Below are 18,365 nucleotides of genomic sequence, written 5' to 3' on the forward strand. Positions count from 1 at the left end.
CGTCGGATCACCTCTTCCGCATCATGATCAGGCGCGCGCAGCCCACCATCAGAGCCGTGCCCAGCAGCACGCACGCAAGGTTGAGCAAACCGGTGGCCGCTCCGGCGGGGGCGGGGCTGAGCCAGTCGAGCTGTCCGCGCCCGGCCCAGGAGGGCGAGGTGCCGAACCACGCCTGGGAGGGGTACTCGCCGGAGGGGACCAGAAGGGTGCCGACCGGAGTGGGGACCCACAGCAGGGTGTGGTTCCAGGCGACCGCCCAGAACCACAGCGGGACGACCAGGAACCGGACCGGGGTGACCGGCAGGACCAGGCCGAGCAGAGAGGCCAGAGCCGCAATCCACGCGCAGGCCGGCAGCACGACGAGTACGAAGGCCAGCGCCGACCACGCCGTCGCCGCGGGGTCGCCCGTGCGCACGGCGATGACCGCACCCAGGACGGCGAACAGGGCGGCTACGGGGAGCAGGGCTACGGCGAACGCCCCGCCCAGGACCCCGACGACGCGGCCCGTGCCGCTCCCCGGCATGGTGTCGAGCAGCTCGTCCAGGCCCGCGGTCCGGCTGCGGCGCAGCCGGTCGGCGAGCACCACGGCGATGCCGACAGGCACGAGCAGGGCCACTGCCTCGGCCGTCGCGCCGGCGTTGAGCCGCGCGCTCTCCTGCCCGCTGACCTGGGCGAGAGCGATGAGCAGGCACAGCAGCGCCACCGGGAGCGTCCCGATCCATACGGCCCTGCTGCGCGCGGCCATGCGCGCCTCGTAGCCGACGACCGCCCCGGCCGCCGCCACCCTGTTCACCGTGCCTCCTCGGCCAGAACGCGCTCGGGATCGGCGAGCGCATGAAGCCCGCGCCAGACCAGCACCATCCCGGCGGCGGCGCACACCGCCGCACCCGGGCCCGGGGGGACGTTCGGCGCCCAGAGCAGGGCGTAGCCCAGCCACACCGCCACCAGCACACCGGAGGACGCGGCCGCCGAGTGCCGGCGTGTCCATGTCAGCAGCGCCGCCCCACCCAGCAGAGCCGCGACGGCCAGTACGCGGGCGCGCGCCGCCGCGCCACCAGCACCGGAACCGGAACCGGCAGGGTCGATTGGAGCTCCAGCATCCGGTCCCTGCCGAGCATCGCCACCGCGCACAGCGCCGCGAGGCCCGCCAGCGCGGCTCCGGAGACGGACAGCAGGACGGGATGGGCCGCCACGGGGGCCGCGGCCACCGCCGCGCCCGCCCCGACCCCCGCCACAGGCAGCGCCCCCACTCCGGGACCGCAGCGGCGCGCCTCGTGGCGCAGCAGCGCGGCCGCGGCGAACGCCTTATTCGCGGTCATGCCGCACCTCCCCGCAGGGCGCGGCCCGGGCGTGTGACGAGGACGGCGGCGGCGGCGACCAGCAGCAGGGCTGCCGCGAGGGTGCCGGCATTGGTGGTCCACACGGTGGCGGCCGCCCCGAGGAGGGCCCCGGGGGCCGGGAGCAGATGCCCCGCGGCGGCGGCCACACCGGTCAGCCATCCGCAACCGCCCAGCACCGCGCCGGCCATCGGGGACTGCCAGACCGAGCCGAACACAGCGAGTGCCGCCGTGAGCAGGGCCGGGCCCAGCCACACTGCGACCAGCCCGGCGGCGTCGGCGCCGCCGCCCGGCAGCCGCGCGAGGGCGGCGGAGAGCGCAGCGGCGGCGATGAGGTCGACTCCCACCACGAGCGCCAGCCGGGCCAGCCACACCGCGACGGGCGGTACCGGCATCGCGTAGAGCAGTTCGCGCCGGGGGTCGCGGCGCGGTTCGCACACGGCGAGCACGCCCATCGTCACCAGGAGGGTGACACCCGGACCCAGCAGGAGGCCCGGGTATGGACCCGAGCGCCAGGCGAGGACGAGCAGCACCGCGAAGCCGAGCGCCGTCAGGGGCCACAGGGCATGCGGCACCAGGCGGGCCTGGCGCAGCACGAGCGCCGCGGTCAGCCGCCACGACGCCGGCCCGGACGGCGCAGCGCCCGCCGCGAGTTCGCGCTCCGGCCGGGTGCTGCGGCGCAGCGCGGGCAGGACGACCTCGTCGAAGGACGGGACCGCCGGGCCCGGCCCGGGCACCTCCTCCGCCTCGACCGCGCCGACCGCGTCACGCAGCGCCGCGGCCGCGGCGACCCGGCGGCGGCAGTACGAGCAGTCCGCGAGGTGCTGCGCGGCTCCGGTGCCTGCCCCCGGCCGCATGCTCTCCGAGCGGGCCGCCGCCAGGATCCTCTCGTCGTCGAGGTGCATCATGTCCCTTCACCCCCCTCTTCCAGCAGCGAACGCACCAGGCGGGCGCGGGCGTGCGCCATCCGACTCTTGACGGTGCCCACGGGTACCGCGAGCACCTCGGCGATGTCGCGGTAGGCCAGCCCGTCCACGAGCGCGAGCACGACGACCTCCCGCGAGTGCTCCGGGAGGCGGCGGACGGCGGCCATGATCGCCTCGTGGCCGACGGCGGACAGCACCTGGACCTCGACGTCGGCGGAGACGTCGGCGGGTTCGGCCATTTCGTCAACGTCGACGGTCGCGGGCGCGGTCCTGCGCAGCCGGTCGTGGGCCTTGCGCCGGGTGATCCCCAGCAGCCAGGAGCGCACCGAGGCCTCGCCCCGGTAGCCGTCGGCCGAGCGCCACACCGCGAGCCACGCCTCCTGCAGGATCTCCTCGGCCGTCCCGGTGTCGGAGGTCAGGCGCCGCAGCAGGCCCAGCATGTCGGCGGCGTGGCGCTCATAGAGGCGGCGCAGCGCGCACTCGTCTCCGTCGGCGACGCGCACGAGCAGACTGCGGTCGGCCTCCACGTGCGCCTCCCTTGCGCTCGTCGTGGGTCGGTGGTGCGTAGGTGCAGCGCCTCGGGCTCCGCTGCGCATGATCATCACACTCGCACCGCCTCAGCTGCGGTCCAGCAACGCGAAGAACCCCTGCTCCAGGTCGCCGTCCAGCGCGAGGCCCTCCAGCGCACCCTCGTAGCGCATCCGCCCGTCGGCCAGGACGCCGACCCGGTCGCAGGTGTGGGCCATCTGGTCGAGGTTGTGGCTGGAGACCAGGACGGTCACGCCGTCGGCCGCGAGGCGCCGCAGCAGGGTACGCACGTCGCGCATGCCCACCGGATCCAGACCGTTGGTGGGTTCGTCCAGCACGAGCAGCCGCGGCCGTGCCAGCAGCGCGATGGCGATACCGAGCCGCCAGCGCATCCCCAGCGAGTACGTCGACACCCGCCGGGCGGCGAAGGCGCGCATGCCGACCGCCTCCAGCAGCTCCGGGACGGCTCCCGGGTCGACACCCCGCAGTCTGGCGTGCATGCGCAGGTGCTCGACGGCGCTGTAGCGGGCCCACAGCCCCGGTTCGGTGACCAGTGCCCCGACCGCGCGCAGCGCTGCGCGTTCGAAGGGTGCGCCGAACAGCTCCAGTGAGCCCGAGTCGGGCGTGGCCAGCCCGGAGACGATCTTGAGCAGGGTGGTCTTTCCCGCACCGTTGGGGCCGAGCAGGCCGTAGACCTCGCCGGCTCGAACGCTCAGGTCCGTCCCGGCGAGGGCCCGGCGCCTGCCCAGGTGCTTGGTGAGTCCGGTGACGCGGACCGCGGTGGCGGCCATCACAACTCCTTCCGGCCGACCCGGTAGGCCCCGGCGGCGAGCAGAACGGCGGCCAATCCCGCGGACAGGGCGACGACAAGCGGGACGATCCCGGCGTCGGTGAGCGGATGCCCTTCGGGCAGGGGAACCCCGCTGGCGCGGACATCGGCGAGGGGCACGACCGCGGTCATCGGCCAGCCCAGGGGGACGGCCCACCACACGCTCTTGTCGGCGAGCAGGGCGCCGAACAGCGACCCCAGCACCCCGAGGCAGACAGTGGGCGCGAACCCCCACTCCTCGGCGACCAGCAGGCACAACACCAGCGGGCCAAGGGACGCCGCCCAGGGCAGCAGGACCGAGGCGGCTGCCGCACCGGCGGCCTGGGGTTCCTCCAGCACCGCCCCCATCGGCGCCAGCAGCGCGACCAGCAGCCCCGCCTGGCAGGAACCGAGCAGTGCCAGCGCCGCGAACCGGCCCAGCAGGAAGCGGTACCGGGGCACGGCGTAGCCGTAGAGCACCGCCCGCGCCCCCTCGTCCTGGCGCGCGGCCGCCGACGTGTACAGGGCGCCGACCATCGGCAGCGAAACGCCCCAGAACATCGCGACGACGCCGGACCAGACCCCCCAGAGCTGCCCTGCCTGGCCCTCGGGCGAGCCGACCGAGATCAACCCCAGCGGGAGCACCAGCGCGATCGGCAGGCCGAGGGTGAACCAGAGCGGGAAGCCGCGCCGCAGCCGCGCCAGTTCGACGCCGGCGACGGTAATCAGGGACGGGTCGTCGCGTCGGCGTGCCCGAACCTCTGGGGCGGGTGGTGGGACCACTGCCATGGCGCCTCCTCGGCGTCGGAGTTCGTTTCGAGGAGTACGTAGCGCAGGGTGGTCGCCGCGGTTCACCGCAGGAGTGTGATGTGCGTCTCCGCGCGGGTTCGGTGCGGTGGCGGGAGGACGCATCGGGCGGCGCGGCGCGGCCCCCGCGAGCCGCCGTGGACAGCGGGTCCACCCGCGACGGCGCGCTGGCCAGAGGCGGGGCGCCACCCCGACAACACCCGCCACACCACCATTGATCTTGTAGCCATCGTCACTGGAAAACGTTTTCCCTCACGATGGCTACAAGATCAGAGGGGGTTCGACCCACCCGAACGCCGGTCGGCGGCACGCCGGTTGCGCAGAACCCGCGCCATGCGCGTGGGGGCGCGGACGATCTTGCGGCTGCCACGCTTGGCCAGCTCCTGGACCAGTCGGCGCGCCGGAACGTTGGGCAGGCGGTCCGAATCGCGGAGCCTGGCCTTTTCGGCGGCCCTGGCCGCCTTGTTCCTCGCGGACTCGGCGGCCTGCCGCGCCGCGGCCTCGGCCGCCTTCTCCGCGGCTTTCGTGGCGGCCTTCTCGTTCCTTCGCTCGCGGTCGTCGACCGCGACGAGAACGCCCAGCACGGCGTGCGCGGCGGCCTCGACCGGAACCGACACGCCTCCGGACGGAGCACCGACTCGATTCTCCGGCACCTCGGCGAGCTTCGCCAGGTCGCCCATCACCCGCAGGTCGAGGCCTTCGATCGTGGCCGCGGACTCCGCGCCCCGCTTGGCGGCACGCTCCATCGCCCACGACGGGGTGCTTATCACGCCGTCCTCGCGCGAGGGCCGGAAGCGGAGCTTCAGGTGCGGGGCGAGGCCGCCCCGGACGTAGCGGCCGTACATCGACTCGTCCAAGTCGGAGCCGAGGAACTCGCGGTTGAAGTGCCGGAAGAGCTCCGCCTCACCGTAGGACAGCGAGCGGTTGGTCTGGCTCTCGTCGGGAATCAGAAAGCCGTCGGGGAGGTCGAGGATCTCCTCGAAACTGCTCAGCAGCATGCCGGGCTCGGAGTCGTCGGCCACGATCACCGTGAGGTTCTCACTCCCGACGATCCCGGACCATCGGCTGACCAGGTCGCCGTGGTCGTGACGCCGCCAGAACGTGGGGACGGGATTCTCGGAGGGCGGCCGGTTGAAGGTGACGTCAAGCCATTCTTCGTAGGAATGCAGCACTCCGGCCTGGACGAACTGCTGCCACTGGGCCGCAAGGATCTTGGAGAGCGGGCGCAGGGTCACGATGACGTGCACTCGGGAGCCGCCGAGGTCCTCGACGATCCGCCGCGCCGCCTCATCGTCGGCCTCGCAGAAGAACTCGCTGCTGACGATCGGACGCAGCTCACTCTCCGCCTCGACCTCGCCGAGCAAGCGCTGCCAGTAGGAGTCGTGCAGATGCGTGGAGCCGAATATGGGCGGAACCCCGACGGCCTGCTGCGCCGCGCCCGCCGGCTGGCGGTTCTTTCCGATGTAGGCCAGCCCGTGCTCCCGCAGGCGGGCGCGGGCCGTGTGAAGCGCGCCTTGGATCGCAGTCGTGCCGGTCTTGTGCGGACCTACGTGCAGAAAACGGGTGTCATTGGGCAGGCCGCCCATGCCTGACGCCATGGTTGTTCCTTGGGGGATGAGGGGGATAATGCGCAAATCAGCATAAATGATAGCCATTTGACGCCCGCGCCGCGTTCTCCCCCTGATGGGCCGCTACTACGCCGCCCGCAACCGCCACACCACCGTTGATCTTGTAGCCATCGTCACTGGAAATCGATTGCCATCACGATAGCTACAAGATCAACGGGGCCTGGGGAGCGTGGAGCGTGGTGGGCTCAGGGCTTGCGGGCGACGCCGCAGTACTGCGCGACCGGGGCAGTGGTGCCCACCTCCGGCTGTTCGGGGTGCCAGAGCGTGCAGGAGACCACGCCGGGCTCCACCGGCTCCAGGCCGCCGAGCAGATCCCGGAGCCCTGCGGCGTCGCGGAGGGTGAGCGGGGTCGAGCCGCCCTCATTCCACAGCCGGGCCGCCTCCTCCATCGCCTCGCGGTGCACCTCGTTGGTGGAATGCGAGATCACCAGGAAGCTGCCGCTGGGCACGGCCTCCATCACCTGCTTGATGATCGCGCGCGCCTGCTCGGCGTCGGGGACGAACTCCAGGATGCCCAGCAGCATGACGGCCACCGGGCTGCCGAAGTCCAGGGTCTGGGCTGCCCGGGCGAGGATGCGCTCGGGCTCGCGCAGGTCGGCGTCGACGTAGTCGGTGGTCACGTCGTCGTCGCCGGCGAGCAGCGCGCAGGCATGGGAGAGCACGACCGGGTCGTTGTCGACGTAGACCACGCGGGAGCCGGGCGCCACGTCGCGGGCGACCTCGTGGGTGTTGCCGGCGGCGGGAATGCCGGTGCCGATGTCGAGGAACTGGCGCACGCCCTCCTCGACCGCCAGGTAGCGAACGGCCCGGCCGAGGAAGGCGCGATCGGCGCGAGCGTTGTCGACCATGGCGGGGATGGCGGCGAGAATCCGGTCGCCGGTCTCGCGGTCGGCGGCGAAGTTGTCCTTGCCGCCGAGCCAGTAGTCCCAGATCCGGGCGGGATGAGCGACGCTGGTGTCGATCTCGCGGTCGGCGGCGGCCGAGTCGGCGCCGGCCCGCATCCATTCGGGCGTGTCACTCATCCGGGCACTCCTGTCAACGAGGGGTGGCATGTCGGACATACCGCCGCGAATCATAGCGTCCGAAGGCATTCCCGACACGGCGTCCGCGGCCGGAGTCGGCCACGCCGGATCCCGGATGGCGCACGTCGTTGAGGCGCCAGGGCGAAGGGCGGATCAGTGTGCCGAGGTCGGCGGGCGGGAGGAGCAGGAGGTCGAGCCACGGGGTGGCCACCGCTCCGTCGCGGACGCGGATGCGCAGCAGCCCGGGGGACGGCCGCACCGGCGATTGGCGTCCTGGTAGGCGCGGTGGTCGGGGTGGTCGCTGCGCGGGTCGGTGCCGGCACCGATCAGCCGAGCGCCGGGGCGGGCGATCCGCGCGAGCCTGCCGAGCAGGTCGGGAGCGCACCCCGGGGCGCCCAGCAGGCCGAGGTTGTTGCCCGGCATCGGGATCGTGTCGAAGGCGCCCAGACCCTCCGGCAGCTCTTCCAGGGACCCCGCGACGGCGGCGAGGCCGCGTTCGCGCGCGACCCGCACGGCGCCGGGCGAGGGGTCGAGCCCGACGACGGCGCAGCCGCGGTCCTGGACGGCGCCGGCGTGGCCGGCCGCGCTACCCCAGTTCCAGCACCCTTCCGCGCGCCTGTGCGCAGGCCCACCGGTCCAGCGGCGAGAGGTCCTCGGCGCCGGTGAAGTAGCCGGCGGTGTCATGGGCGGCGATGCGGCCGTCGTCGCGCTCGACGATCATCCACGACGCCCCCGGAACGCAGCCGGCCTGCCAACAGCGGGCCAGCGCGTTGCCGATGCGGGGACCGCGGATGCCTCGTCCATGGCGCGACCATGCCAATGTGCGCCCCTGCGCGCACCTCCGAGCCGGCAGGTCCGCGGGCCGCCGCGCTCAGCCCGGTCAGCAGCAGCCCGTGACCTGCTCGTCCGCGACCGGCGGCCCGGCGGTCAGCGGTAGCCGGTGCAGTCGGCGGGCCTGTCCGCCCATTGGACCTCGGCGAGGTAGCGCCAGGCGTCGGGGCGCGAGCCGTCGGTGTCGGTGAAGCCGTAGACCCCGGCCAGCCCGCCGCTGGAGACCGTCCCTCCCGCCCAGCGGGCGCGGTCGGGGTCAGCGGCCAGGGCCGCGACCGCGCGCCCGGTGTAGGTGGGACTCTCGGAGATGCAGAAGTGCGGCTGGTACCGGATCGCGTCGCGCCAGTTCGCCTCGGTCACGCCGAAGGCGTCCAGCATCGACTCCGACCGCAGCCACCCGGGGGTGACCGCGACCGCGGTGCCACCGGCGTCCCGCATCTCCTCGGCCTGGGCCAGCGCCAGGCGCTGCACCGACACCTTCGCCAGGTCGTAGAAGCACCCGACGGAGGAGCGGTACTCGGCGTTGGCCTCGGCGGTGCCGTCGGTCATCTCCACGACGAGGCCGCCGGGTTCGCGGTTGAGCAGGGGCAGCGCGAAGTGGCTGGTGATGATGTGGGTGTCGACGCCGAGCCGCAACTGGCGCAGGCCCTGCTCCAGGGAGAGCTCCCACAGCCGCTTGCCGAAGACGGTGTAGACGTCGCCGCCCCAGACGTCGTTGACCAGGATGTCCAGTCGGCCCTGCTCGGCGTCGATACGCTCGATCACCGCCCGCACCTGGTCGGGGTCGAGGTGATCGGCTCCGATCGCGGTGGCGGTGCCTCCGGCGGCCCGCACCTGGTCGGCGGTCTCCTCGATGGTCTCGGGCCGGTTCATCTCCGACCGGGCGGCCCGGGTGGTGCGTCCGGTCGCGTAGACCACCGCCCCGGCGCGGCCCAGTTCCACCGCGATGGCCCGGCCCGCCCCGCGGGTGGCCCCCGCTACGAGGGCCACCCTGCCGTCCAGCGGCGCTCCGCCGGTTCCCCCACCCTCGCCCGACCCGCTCGTCTCGTCCCTCTCGCCCACTGTGCCCACGTCTCCTCGTTCGGGTCGCCGACTTCGTCCACTGCCCGTTCTACGCGCTGTTCCTGACACGGCATGGCGGGAACCCGCGGGACTCCGGCGGATTCCTCAGCAACGCGGACGGTCCCGCCCCTTGCGGCGGTGCGGCCGGGACGCGCGGACGCGGGCGGCGTCACCGCAGGCGCCGCGCCCGCAGCACGGTGTCGCGGGTGTGGTGTGTGCCCGCGGGTGCGGGCGCGTTCCGCGGACGGGACTCGTCGACCAGGACGCGCCAGTCGGCACCGAGGAGCCGGGCGATTTCGGTGGGCTGGTAATAGTCGCCCGGCGCGGTGCCGTGCTCCAGGCGCTCCGGCAGGTCGGCAGGATCGTGGCTGCCGACGAGCAGCGTTCCGCCGGGGGCGACGGCAGCCAGCAGGGTCCGCAGCCCGGCGTGATCCGCACGGCGCGGGAGCGGGAAGTATTGGACGGACACCAGGTCGAACGCGCGGGAGGGGGGCGGGACGGCGGTCAGGTCGCCGCGCTGCCACGCCACGCGGTCGGCGACGTCGGCGCCCGCAACGGCGGCGCGCCGCAGGGCGACCCCGGAGACGTCGACCGCCGTCACCAGCCATCCGCGCCGGGCCAGCCAGAGGGCGTCGGCGCCCTCGCCGCAGCCTGCGTCGAGCGCCTGGCCCGGCGCCAGGTCGGCCGCTTCGGCGACGAGCACCCCGTTGGGGGCACCGCTGAACAGCCGCTCGCGGCCGCCGTACCTCTCGTCCCAGAACTGTGCGTCCATCGTCCACCCTTCCTTCGTCGGTCTGCTGCCGTCAGACGCCGTGGCGCCCCTCGCCCAGGACGCGTTCGCACAGGCGGGCCTCCGACTCTGCAGAGAAGGGGGCGTTGCGGGCCGCCACGGCGCTGTCGGTCTCCTCGGCGATGAGATCGGAGTTGACCGCTCCTGCGGCGGCGGCGCCGGAGGCGGCCGACCCGAGGACGTTGGCCGCCGGGTCGGCGATATTGCCCGCGACCCAGACCCCCGCCGCCTCGGTCGAACCGGTCGCGTCGGCGGCGATGCGTTCTCCGAACCCGCGCGGGTCCGGTGAGGGCTTCAGTCCGAGCGCGGCGAGCACCTCCGCTCGCGGGCGGGCGCGGGGCGCGACGGCCAGAGCCCCGAGCGGGACCGTCCCGCCGGTGCTCAGCCGGACGCCGACGAGGCGGTTGCCGACGGTCTCCAGACCGCACACCTCGCCGTCGACGACCGCGATGCCGCGGGCGTCCAGCCGCTCGCGCTCCTCGCGGGTGGGGCGGGGGCCGGTGTGCGCCAGCAGCGTCAGCCGGTCCGTCCACTGGCGGAACAGCAGGGCCTGGTGCGCGCTCATCGGCCCGGTCGACAGGACGCCGACGGGCTGGTCGCGGACCTCCCAGCCGTCGCAGTAGGGCCAGTGCAGCACGTCGCGCCCCCACCGTTCCCGGAGTCCGGGGACGTCGGGCAGTTCGTCGACGATCCCGGTGGTGACCACCAGCCGCCGCGCCCGCACGGTGCGGCCGGTGTCGAGTTCGAGGGCGAACCCGCCGTGCTCCCGGGAGGCCGACAGGGCGCGTCCGTCGGCGAACTCGCCGCCGTAGCCGGCGGCCTCCCGCCGCCCCTCTTCCAGCAGGCGGCCGGGCGGGACGCCGTCGCGGGAGAGGAACCCGTGCATGTGCGCGGCCGGCGCGTTCCGGGGCTGCCCGTTGTCGACTACCAGCACCGACCGCCGGGCGCGGCCCAGCATGAGCGCCGCACTCAGTCCAGCCGGCCCGCCGCCGACGACCGCGGCATCGTACCCTTCGTTGTTTAGGGGCATCGTGACCTCCTCCGCCCTCAACCTGCCCCCGCAGAGGACACGGGGGCAAAGTCCTTTGCAAAAACCGCAAAACCGTGGGGCATAGTCGGGGTATGAGCGACGATTTCGACGCCGTGCTCAGCGCCGTCGGCCCGCGGCTGCGGGAGCTGCGGCGCCGCAGCGGGACCACGCTGACCGCCCTGTCGCAGACCACCGGAATCCCGGTCAGCACCCTCTCCCGCCTGGAGTCCGGGCAGCGCAAGCCGGGGCTGGAGCTGCTGCTCCCCCTGGCGAGGGCCAACAAGGCGCCGCTCGACGAGCTCGTCGGCGCTCCCGAGAGCGCCACCTCCCGCACTGGTTCGGCAACGCCGACGCGCACCCCGTCGAGTTCCTGAGCATCCTCGGCCCCCAGGGCGAGCGGTTCCACATCAGGGCCCGCTACCAGCGCTTGTGACCCCGCCCCCGCGGGTACCGGCGCGGCCGCCGCCCGGGTGTCTCGCGCGCCGCCGGAATACCGGCGTGCGCGCGGTGTTGGCCAGGGTGTGAAGAACATCGGATTCCTGTCCTTCGGGCACTGGACGCCGTCGCCGCAATCCCGCGTGCGGTCGGCCTCCGACGCCCTGCTGCAGTCGATCGAGCTGGCCGTCGCCGCCGAGGAGGTCGGCGCCGACGGCGCCTACTTCCGGGTGCACCACTTCGCCCGGCAGCTGGCCTCGCCTTTCCCCCTCCTGGCGGCGATCGGGGCGCGGACCAGCCGGATCGAGATCGGCACCGGCGTGATCGACATGCGCTATGAGAACCCGCTGTACATGGCCGAGGACGCCGGCGCCGCAGACCTGATCGCCGGCGGGCGGCTCCAGCTCGGGATCAGCCGCGGTTCGCCGGAGCAGGTCGTCAAGGGCTACGAGTACTTCGGGCACCGCCCGGCCGAAGAGGGCTCCGACGCAGACATGGCCCGGGAGCACACGGCGAAGCTGCTCGACGTCCTCCGGGGCGAGGGGTTCGCCGAGCCGAACCCGCGACCGATGTTCCCCAACCCGCCCGGGCTGCTGCGGATCGAGCCGCACTCCCCGGGCCTGCGCGAGCGGATCTGGTGGGGCGCCGGCACCCGGGCCACCGCCGAATGGGCCGGCCGGCAGGGGATGCACCTGATGAGCTCGACGCTGCTCACCGAGGACACCGGCGTGCCGTTCCACCGGCTGCAGGCCGAGCAGATCCGCCTGTTCACGGACGCATGGCGGGAGGCTGGCCACGCCCACGAGCCCCGCGTCTCGGTGAGCCGCAGCGTCTTCCCGCTGGTGAGCGAACTGGACCACCAGCTGTTCGGTCGGCAGACCGGGAGCACCGACCAGGTCGGCCACCTCGACAACGGCCTGGCGCGGTTCGGCAAGACCTATGCAGCCGAACCGGACAAGCTCGTCGAGGACCTGGCCGAGGACGAGGCCGTCGCCGCCGCGGACACGCTCCTGCTCACCGTTCCCAACCAGCTGGGTGTGGACTACAACGCCCACGTGCTCGACAGCCTGCTGCGCTACGTCGCCCCCGAGCTGGGCTGGCGCTGATCCGGGGAGGCCGGTCGTCGCCCCCCAAGCCCGCCCCGCACCCCGCTGATCTTGTAGCTATCGTGAATTAAAACGATTTTCCCTCACGATAGCTACAAGATCGACGGTGGTGGGCCGAACCTTCGTCGGCGATCTGGGCGGGCGGTCCGCCCGCGCGAAGCGCGAGCGGACCTGGGGAAGACTCCCGTGCAATCTTGGAAGCCTCGGCACGCGCCGTGGTTTGAGACCACGCGCCGACCGCAACCGTCCAGCGCCTGGTGCGTCGGCCCCTCGGGCGAAGCCAGTGTCAGAATCCGCCTGCAGCCCGGCGCTGCGCTGTACGGCATCGCTTCCTTGGGTCCTCTGCTGCCCTCGGAGCGCGGGGTGTATGCACGGCGTAAAGACAACCGCGGGCCGCCTGGGGCCGGGCGGCTCGATCTCGCCGTGCCCGCCGCCCGTGGATCGGTAGGGCGCGCTCACGGGCGGCCTCGCCCGATCGCAGGTGCCGCAGGGTCTCCAGCCGGCCGCGCATCTGCGCCGCGGTGTCGGCACCGCCGGTCCGCTCGCCCGTGCCCGCGCCGTCGCTCTCACCTGCGGTGCGTTCGGCCGCACGCTCCGGCGATCTTGTCGCGCTGATTTTTTTCGGGGTCTTGACGAAAATCATACCCCGGTCGCATGCTGTCCGCATGTCGTCCCAGGCCGGCCCTCTGACGCGACTCAGACGTGGCCACAAAGAGCTCGTCCTCGAACTGCTGAGCAAGCACGGCCCGCTGAGCCGCAGCCGCCTCGGCAGTCTCAGCGGGCTGTCCAGGACGACCCTCTCCGAGATCGTCGCCGAACTCGTCGCCAACGGAGCCGTCGTCACCTCTGCGCCCGAGCCCGCCGAGCGCAAACGCGGGCGCCCCGTGGAGACGCTGACCCTCAACCCCGGCGCAGGCCAGGTGGTCGGCATCGACTTCGCCCGGCGCGCCGTCCACGTGGCCGCCGTCAACGTCGCGCACGAAGTCATCGGCACGGCGAGCGCCGCTCACGCGGCCGAGCTGAACTGGACCGAGCGGGTGGACCTCGCCGGGCGGCTGGTCGACTCCCTGGGCGATGGATCTCTGGACCTGGGCGCGCTCACCGCGGTCGGCGTCGGCGTGGTCGGCCCCGTCTTCAACCCCGGCGACGAGGCCACACCCGCGCGCGGTGTGGACGGCCTCCCCGACCTGCTGCACGAGCGATTCGAGGTCCCGGTCGTCACCGACAACAACACTCGGCTCGCCGCCCTGGCCGAGGCCACGTGGGGCGCGGCGGCCGGCAGCCGGGAGATGGTCTACCTCCGGCTCTCCTACGGCGTCGGCGGCGGTCTGGTCTTCGGCGGCTCGCTGCACCGCGGACCGCAGGGCCTGTCCGGCGAGTTCGGCCACATCAAGGTCGTCGAGGACGGAAAGCCCTGCGAGTGCGGCGGCACCGGCTGCCTGGAGACCGTGGCCTCCGCCGGAGCGGTGCTGGACGCCTACCGTGCCGCCGGCGGCACGGCCGAGGACGTCCCGGCGCTGGCCGCGGCGCTGCGCGACGGCGACGCGACCGCCCGCGCGCTGCTCGCCGAGGTCGGCGCACGGGTCGGCGACGTGCTCGCCGGGCTGTGCAACGCGGTCGGCCCCGGCCTCGTCGTGATCGGCGGCGAGCTGGCCGCGACCGGGGCGGCGCTGCTGGAGCCCCTGGAGGGGGCGCTGCGGGAGCGCGTCATGCCCCTCTCCCGGCAGTGGGTGGACCTGCGCCCGGCGACCCTCGGCGAGACCGGCGGCGCGCTGGGGGCCATCGCCCTGGTGCTCCACGAATCGCCCGTGCTTTCCCGCTACCCCATGAACGCGACGTCCGAGGAGACCCGATGAGCAACCCCCCGACCGGGCCGGAGCACCCATGGCCGTGATCACCCCGCCGCAGAAGGAAACCCCCGCGCGTCCGCGGGCGAACGGCACCGCACGGCGGCCGAGGCGGTCGCACGTCCTCAACCTCGCCTCCCTCGCGATCGGCCTGGCGGTCTGGGCCCTGGTGTCCCTGTTCGGGATCGCCGACCTGCCCGGGCCGCTCGCCGTGGCCTCGCGTGCGGTGGAGATGGCCGCCGACGGGACCCTCGCCGGCGACCTCGCCGCGAGCCTGCGGCGGGTGTTCATCGGCTTCGCGCTCGGCACCGCGCTGGCCGTGCCGATCGGGTTCCTCATGGGCTGGTACCCCACGGCGCGCGGCCTGCTGGAGCCCTATGTGCAGTTCTTCCGCATGGTCCCGCCGCTGGCCCTGATCCCGCTGGCGATCGTGCTCCTGGGGATCGGCGAGGTGCCCAAGATCTTCGTGATCTTCCTTGCGGCCTTCCTGTTCAGCGTGGTGTCGACCCTTCAGGGCGTCGTCAACGTCGACCGCACGCTGATCAACGCGGCACGCGTGCTGGGAGCGCCGGACCGAACCATCTTCGTGAAGGTCATCATCCCGGCGTCGGCCCCGTTCATCCTGGTCGGCATGCGTACCGGGCTCGGCGCCTCGTGGGCCACCCTGGTCGCCGCCGAACTGATCGCCGCCCAGGCGGGCCTCGGCTACCGGATGCAGCAGGCCCAGCTCTATTACGACCTGCCCACGATCTTCGTGGGCCTCATCGCCATCGGCGTCCTCGGCATGGCCATGGACCGGCTGCTGCTGCTCGCCGAGAAGCGCCTCACCGGTTGGCAGGAGCGCCGATGACCGACAAGCCCGAGAACAAGATCGAGTTCCGCGGCACCGCGAAGTCGTACCCGATGAAGGGCTCCGTCTTCACCGCCCTCGACGGCGTGTCCCTGGAGATCGCCGACCGCGAGTTCGTCACCGTCGTCGGCCCGTCCGGCTGCGGCAAGAGCACGCTGCTCAACATGGCGGCGGGGTTGGACGAGCCGACCTCCGGCGAGGTCCTCGTCGACGGCGTGCGGGTGGACGGGCCCGGACCGGACCGGGGCGTGATCTTCCAGCAGTACGCCCTCTTCCCCTGGCTCACCGTACGCCGCAACGTCGAGTTCGGCCTGCGCATCGCCGGCATCTCCACCGACGAGCGCGCCCGCCGCGCGCAGCGCGCGATCGATCTCGTCGGGCTCACGGAGTTCGCCGACGCCCTGCCCAAGACGCTGTCCGGCGGCATGAAGCAGCGCTGCGCCATCGCCCGGGCTTACGCCGTGAGCCCGCAGGTGCTGCTCATGGACGAGCCGTTCGGCGCCTTGGACGCGCTCACCCGGGTCCAACTGCAGGACCAGCTGCTGGAGACCTGGACCAAGGAGCAGCGCACCGTCATGTTCATCACCCACGACGTCGACGAGGCCGTCTACCTCGCCCGGCGGGTGATCGTGATGGCGGCCAGGCCGGGCCGCATCCACCGGATCATCGACGTGGACCTCCCCTACCCGCGGACGGAGGAGGTGCGGCTCTCCGCCGACTTCAGCCGGATCCGCAACGAGGTGTGGCACTCCGTGTACCACCAGGAAGCCGCCGCGCCCGCGCCCTGACCAACTGAGCCGACCCGCGGACCCGGCCGCGTCCGACCGGGCCGGAGGCCCCGACCCACCCGGGAACCGCCCACCCCATACAGAATCCGTCACGACCCCACCGGAAGGACCGACCCCCATGCGCTTCCCCCGCCCCACCCTCGCCGCGATACTCGCCGTATCGCTCTCCTCACTGACGATGACTGCGTGCGGCTCCGGCTCCGGTGACGGAGGCGGCACAGACGTCAAGTTCGGCTACATCAGCGACTACAACGGCGCCAGCCTGCTGGCCATCGCCGAGAACCAGGGCCTGTGGGAGGACGCCGGACTGAACGTCGACGTCAAGTCCTTCACCAACGGCCCCGTGCAGATCCAGGCCCTGGGCGCCGGCGACCTCGACTTCGGCTACATCGGCCCCGGCGCCATGTGGCTGCCCGCATCCGGCAAGTGCAAGGTCGTGGCCGTCAACACGCTCGCCTACGCCGACCGAGTCATCGCCCAGCCCGGCATCTCCTCGATCGAGGACCTGAAGGGCAAGAAGGTCGGCGTACCCGAGGGGACCTCCGGCGAGATGGCGCTCAACCTCGCGCTCGAAGACGCCGGCATGTCCCCCGGCGACGTCGAGAAGGTGCCGATGGAGCCGTCCACCGTGGTCTCCGCCTTCTCCTCCGGGCAGATCGACGGCGCCGGCATCTGGTATCCGCTCATCGACACGATCAAGGAGAAGGTGCCCGAGCTGAACGAGGTCGCCAGCACCCGCGACATGGGCGACAAGTCATTCCCCACCGCGTTCGTCGGCGGCAACGGCGTCGACGAGGAGACCACCACCGAGGTGATCGGCGTGCTGCAGGAGGCCAACGACTGGCGGGCCGAGCACCCCGACGAGACGATCTCCCAGACCGCCGAGATGCTGGAGATCTCCGCGGAGGACGTCGAGAGGGATGCGGCCAACGTCGAGACCATGCCGACCGCCGACCTGGTGAAGGCGACCGAGGACGGCACCACCGACCAGTGGCTCAACGGACTGAGCGAGTTCTTCGTGGACACCGGCCAACTCCAGTCCGTTCCGGCTCCGGAGGACTACTACACCGGCGATCTCTACACGAAGGCGTACGAGAAGTGAACCTGCTCTTCCTCATGACCGACCAGCACCGCGTCGACACCCTGGGCTGCTACGGGAACCCGCACGTGGCCACGCCCAACATCGACCGGCTGGCGTCCTCCGGCACCCGTTTCGACCGGTGCTACACCCCCACCGCCATCTGCACGCCCGCGCGCGCCAGCCTGCTCACCGGACAGGCGCCGTTCCGGCACCGACTGCTGGCCAACTACGAACGCAACGTGGGCTACCTGGAGGACCTGGACGAGAACGTCTTCACCTTTCCCGAGGCCCTGCGCGAGCAGGACTACCAGCTCGGCCTGATCGGCAAGTTCCACGGCGGCACCCACCGCAACGCGGCCTCCTACGGGTTCGACGGCCCCGACATGCAGGGCTGGCACAACCCGGTCGACCACCCCGGTTACCTTGCCTACCTGCAGGAGCGCGGCCTGCCGCCGTACCGGATCACCGACCCGGTTCGCGGCACCACGCCCAACGGCAACCCCGGCAACCTGCTGGCCGCCCGCCTGCAGCAGCCGGTCGAGGCGACCTTCGAGCACTACCTCGCCACGCGCGCCGTCGAGCAGCTCGACAAGTACGCCGCCGACGGCAGGCCGTTCTTCCTGGCCACCCACTTCTTCGGACCCCACCTGCCCTACCTGCTGCCCGACGAGTACTACGACCTCTACGACCCCGACCTGGTCGAGCTGCCGCCCTCGATCGCCGAGACCTTCGACGGCAAGCCGGGCGTCCAGCGGAACTACAGCGCCCACTGGACCTTCGACACCATGCCGATCGAGGTCACCCGCAAGCTCATCGCCGTCTACTGGGGCTACGTGACGCTGATCGACGAGCAGATCGGCCGGATACTCGACCGGGTCGACGAGCTCGGGCTGTCGGAGGACACGTCGGTGTTCTTCACCGCCGACCACGGCGAGTTCACCGGAGCCCACCGGCTGCACGACAAGGGTCCGGCGATGTACGAGGACATCTACCGCATCCCCGGGATCGTCCGCGTGCCCGGCGCCCCGCCCCAGGTGCGCGACGAGTTCGTCACCCTCACCGACTGCACCGCGACGCTCCTGCAGCTCGCCGGATGCGACACCTCAGCGGCGGTGGACAGCCGCAGCCTGCTGCCGCTCGTCCGCGGCGAGCGCCCCGACTGGCCCGAGGAGCTGCTCGCCGAGTTCCACGGCCACCACTTCCCCTATCCGCAGCGGATGATCCGCGACGACCGCTACAAGCTCATCGTCAACCCCGAGTCCGTCAACGAGCTCTACGACCTGCACGAGGACCCCCACGAGCTGAGCAACAGGTACACGCACCCGGAGCTGGCCCCCACGCGGCGCCGCCTCATGCGGCGGCTGTACGACCTGCTCCGCGACCGGGGCGACAACTTCTACCACTGGATGACGTCGATGTACGACATCGGCGAAGCCGACTACGACCCCAGCCTCAGCGCGTTCGAACCCACCGGCACCACCCCCTAGCT

The 18,365-nt window shown here is 72.6% G+C and carries 20 protein-coding genes and 1 pseudogene; 7 read left to right on the forward strand and 14 right to left on the reverse strand.

Annotated elements, in window-relative coordinates; all coding sequences use genetic code 11:
* Nucleotides 1-7: 7 nt before the first annotated feature.
* The 14 genes from RM446_RS04370 to RM446_RS04435 form a co-directional block, all read right to left on the reverse strand.
* A complete protein-coding gene (locus RM446_RS04370; protein ID WP_311543783.1) occupies nucleotides 8-793 on the reverse strand; it encodes a hypothetical protein in 786 nt (261 codons plus the stop codon).
* Nucleotides 790-945, reverse strand: a complete 156-nt coding sequence (locus tag RM446_RS04375) for a hypothetical protein (protein ID WP_311543784.1) — start codon at nucleotides 943-945, stop codon at nucleotides 790-792. Before RM446_RS04375 ends, RM446_RS04370 begins: the two co-directional genes overlap by 4 nt.
* Before the next feature lie 44 nt (nucleotides 946-989).
* Entirely contained in the window at nucleotides 990-1,319 is a 330-nt protein-coding gene (locus RM446_RS04380; protein WP_311543785.1) for a hypothetical protein, read from the reverse strand.
* Complete coding sequence (locus tag RM446_RS04385; protein ID WP_311543786.1) at nucleotides 1,316-2,245, reverse strand: hypothetical protein; 930 nt, start codon at nucleotides 2,243-2,245, stop codon at nucleotides 1,316-1,318. Before RM446_RS04385 ends, RM446_RS04380 begins: the two co-directional genes overlap by 4 nt.
* Nucleotides 2,242-2,790 carry an RNA polymerase sigma factor gene (locus RM446_RS04390; RefSeq protein ID WP_311543787.1) on the reverse strand — a complete coding sequence of 183 codons (549 nt, stop codon included), beginning with the start codon at nucleotides 2,788-2,790 and terminating at the stop codon, nucleotides 2,242-2,244. The genes RM446_RS04385 and RM446_RS04390 overlap by 4 nt, the downstream gene beginning before the upstream one ends.
* A gap of 90 nt (nucleotides 2,791-2,880) precedes the next feature.
* Nucleotides 2,881-3,582: an ABC transporter ATP-binding protein gene (locus RM446_RS04395; RefSeq protein ID WP_311543788.1), complete on the reverse strand. Its 702-nt coding sequence runs from the start codon at nucleotides 3,580-3,582 to the stop codon at nucleotides 2,881-2,883.
* Nucleotides 3,582-4,388 (reverse strand): ABC-2 family transporter permease, encoded by an 807-nt coding sequence (locus RM446_RS04400; protein WP_311543789.1) that lies wholly within the window; start codon nucleotides 4,386-4,388, stop codon nucleotides 3,582-3,584. The genes RM446_RS04395 and RM446_RS04400 overlap by 1 nt, the downstream gene beginning before the upstream one ends.
* Nucleotides 4,389-4,675: 287 nt before the next feature.
* Nucleotides 4,676-6,004 carry a hypothetical protein gene (locus RM446_RS04405; RefSeq protein ID WP_311543790.1) on the reverse strand — a complete coding sequence of 443 codons (1,329 nt, stop codon included), beginning with the start codon at nucleotides 6,002-6,004 and terminating at the stop codon, nucleotides 4,676-4,678.
* A 215-nt stretch (nucleotides 6,005-6,219) separates the two neighbouring features.
* Complete coding sequence (locus RM446_RS04410) at nucleotides 6,220-7,056, reverse strand: SAM-dependent methyltransferase (protein WP_311543791.1); 837 nt, start codon at nucleotides 7,054-7,056, stop codon at nucleotides 6,220-6,222.
* 153 nt (nucleotides 7,057-7,209) lie between these two features.
* Nucleotides 7,210-7,569, reverse strand: coding sequence for a hypothetical protein (locus RM446_RS04415; RefSeq protein WP_311543792.1), 360 nt, complete (start codon nucleotides 7,567-7,569; stop codon nucleotides 7,210-7,212).
* 73 nt (nucleotides 7,570-7,642) lie between these two features.
* Complete coding sequence (locus tag RM446_RS04420) at nucleotides 7,643-7,777, reverse strand: hypothetical protein (RefSeq protein WP_311543793.1); 135 nt, start codon at nucleotides 7,775-7,777, stop codon at nucleotides 7,643-7,645.
* A 206-nt stretch (nucleotides 7,778-7,983) separates the two neighbouring features.
* Nucleotides 7,984-8,949, reverse strand: a complete 966-nt coding sequence (locus RM446_RS04425) for an SDR family oxidoreductase (protein ID WP_311543944.1) — start codon at nucleotides 8,947-8,949, stop codon at nucleotides 7,984-7,986.
* Between the two features lie 169 nt (nucleotides 8,950-9,118).
* A complete protein-coding gene (locus RM446_RS04430) occupies nucleotides 9,119-9,721 on the reverse strand; it encodes a class I SAM-dependent methyltransferase (RefSeq protein ID WP_311543794.1) in 603 nt (200 codons plus the stop codon).
* A 31-nt stretch (nucleotides 9,722-9,752) separates the two neighbouring features.
* Nucleotides 9,753-10,769, reverse strand: coding sequence for an NAD(P)/FAD-dependent oxidoreductase (locus RM446_RS04435; protein ID WP_311543795.1), 1,017 nt, complete (start codon nucleotides 10,767-10,769; stop codon nucleotides 9,753-9,755).
* A gap of 92 nt (nucleotides 10,770-10,861) precedes the next feature.
* Between RM446_RS04435 and RM446_RS04440 the strand changes: the two are divergent.
* The 7 genes and pseudogenes from RM446_RS04440 to RM446_RS04470 all read left to right on the forward strand — a co-directional run bounded on the left by RM446_RS04440 (nucleotide 10,862) and on the right by RM446_RS04470 (nucleotide 18,363).
* Nucleotides 10,862-11,202: pseudogene (locus tag RM446_RS04440) on the forward strand (helix-turn-helix domain-containing protein).
* An 88-nt stretch (nucleotides 11,203-11,290) separates the two neighbouring features.
* Entirely contained in the window at nucleotides 11,291-12,310 is a 1,020-nt protein-coding gene (locus RM446_RS04445) for an LLM class flavin-dependent oxidoreductase (protein WP_311543796.1), read from the forward strand.
* A 665-nt stretch (nucleotides 12,311-12,975) separates the two neighbouring features.
* Nucleotides 12,976-14,166 carry an ROK family transcriptional regulator gene (locus RM446_RS04450; protein WP_311543797.1) on the forward strand — a complete coding sequence of 397 codons (1,191 nt, stop codon included), beginning with the start codon at nucleotides 12,976-12,978 and terminating at the stop codon, nucleotides 14,164-14,166.
* Between the two features lie 28 nt (nucleotides 14,167-14,194).
* Nucleotides 14,195-15,007, forward strand: a complete 813-nt coding sequence (locus RM446_RS04455) for an ABC transporter permease (protein WP_311543799.1) — start codon at nucleotides 14,195-14,197, stop codon at nucleotides 15,005-15,007.
* The gene (locus RM446_RS04460) at nucleotides 15,004-15,795 is read left to right on the forward strand and encodes an ABC transporter ATP-binding protein (RefSeq protein WP_311543800.1); all 792 of its coding nucleotides are present in this window, start codon (nucleotides 15,004-15,006) and stop codon (nucleotides 15,793-15,795) included. Before RM446_RS04455 ends, RM446_RS04460 begins: the two co-directional genes overlap by 4 nt.
* A 118-nt stretch (nucleotides 15,796-15,913) precedes the next feature.
* Nucleotides 15,914-16,897 carry an aliphatic sulfonate ABC transporter substrate-binding protein gene (locus tag RM446_RS04465; protein WP_311543801.1) on the forward strand — a complete coding sequence of 328 codons (984 nt, stop codon included), beginning with the start codon at nucleotides 15,914-15,916 and terminating at the stop codon, nucleotides 16,895-16,897.
* Nucleotides 16,894-18,363: a sulfatase-like hydrolase/transferase gene (locus RM446_RS04470; RefSeq protein ID WP_311543802.1), complete on the forward strand. Its 1,470-nt coding sequence runs from the start codon at nucleotides 16,894-16,896 to the stop codon at nucleotides 18,361-18,363. The genes RM446_RS04465 and RM446_RS04470 overlap by 4 nt, the downstream gene beginning before the upstream one ends.
* Nucleotides 18,364-18,365: the final 2 nt, after the last annotated feature.

Origin of the sequence: Streptomonospora wellingtoniae (assembly GCF_031845375.1) — a bacterium.
Lineage (GTDB): Bacteria > Actinomycetota > Actinomycetes > Streptosporangiales > Streptosporangiaceae > Streptomonospora > Streptomonospora wellingtoniae.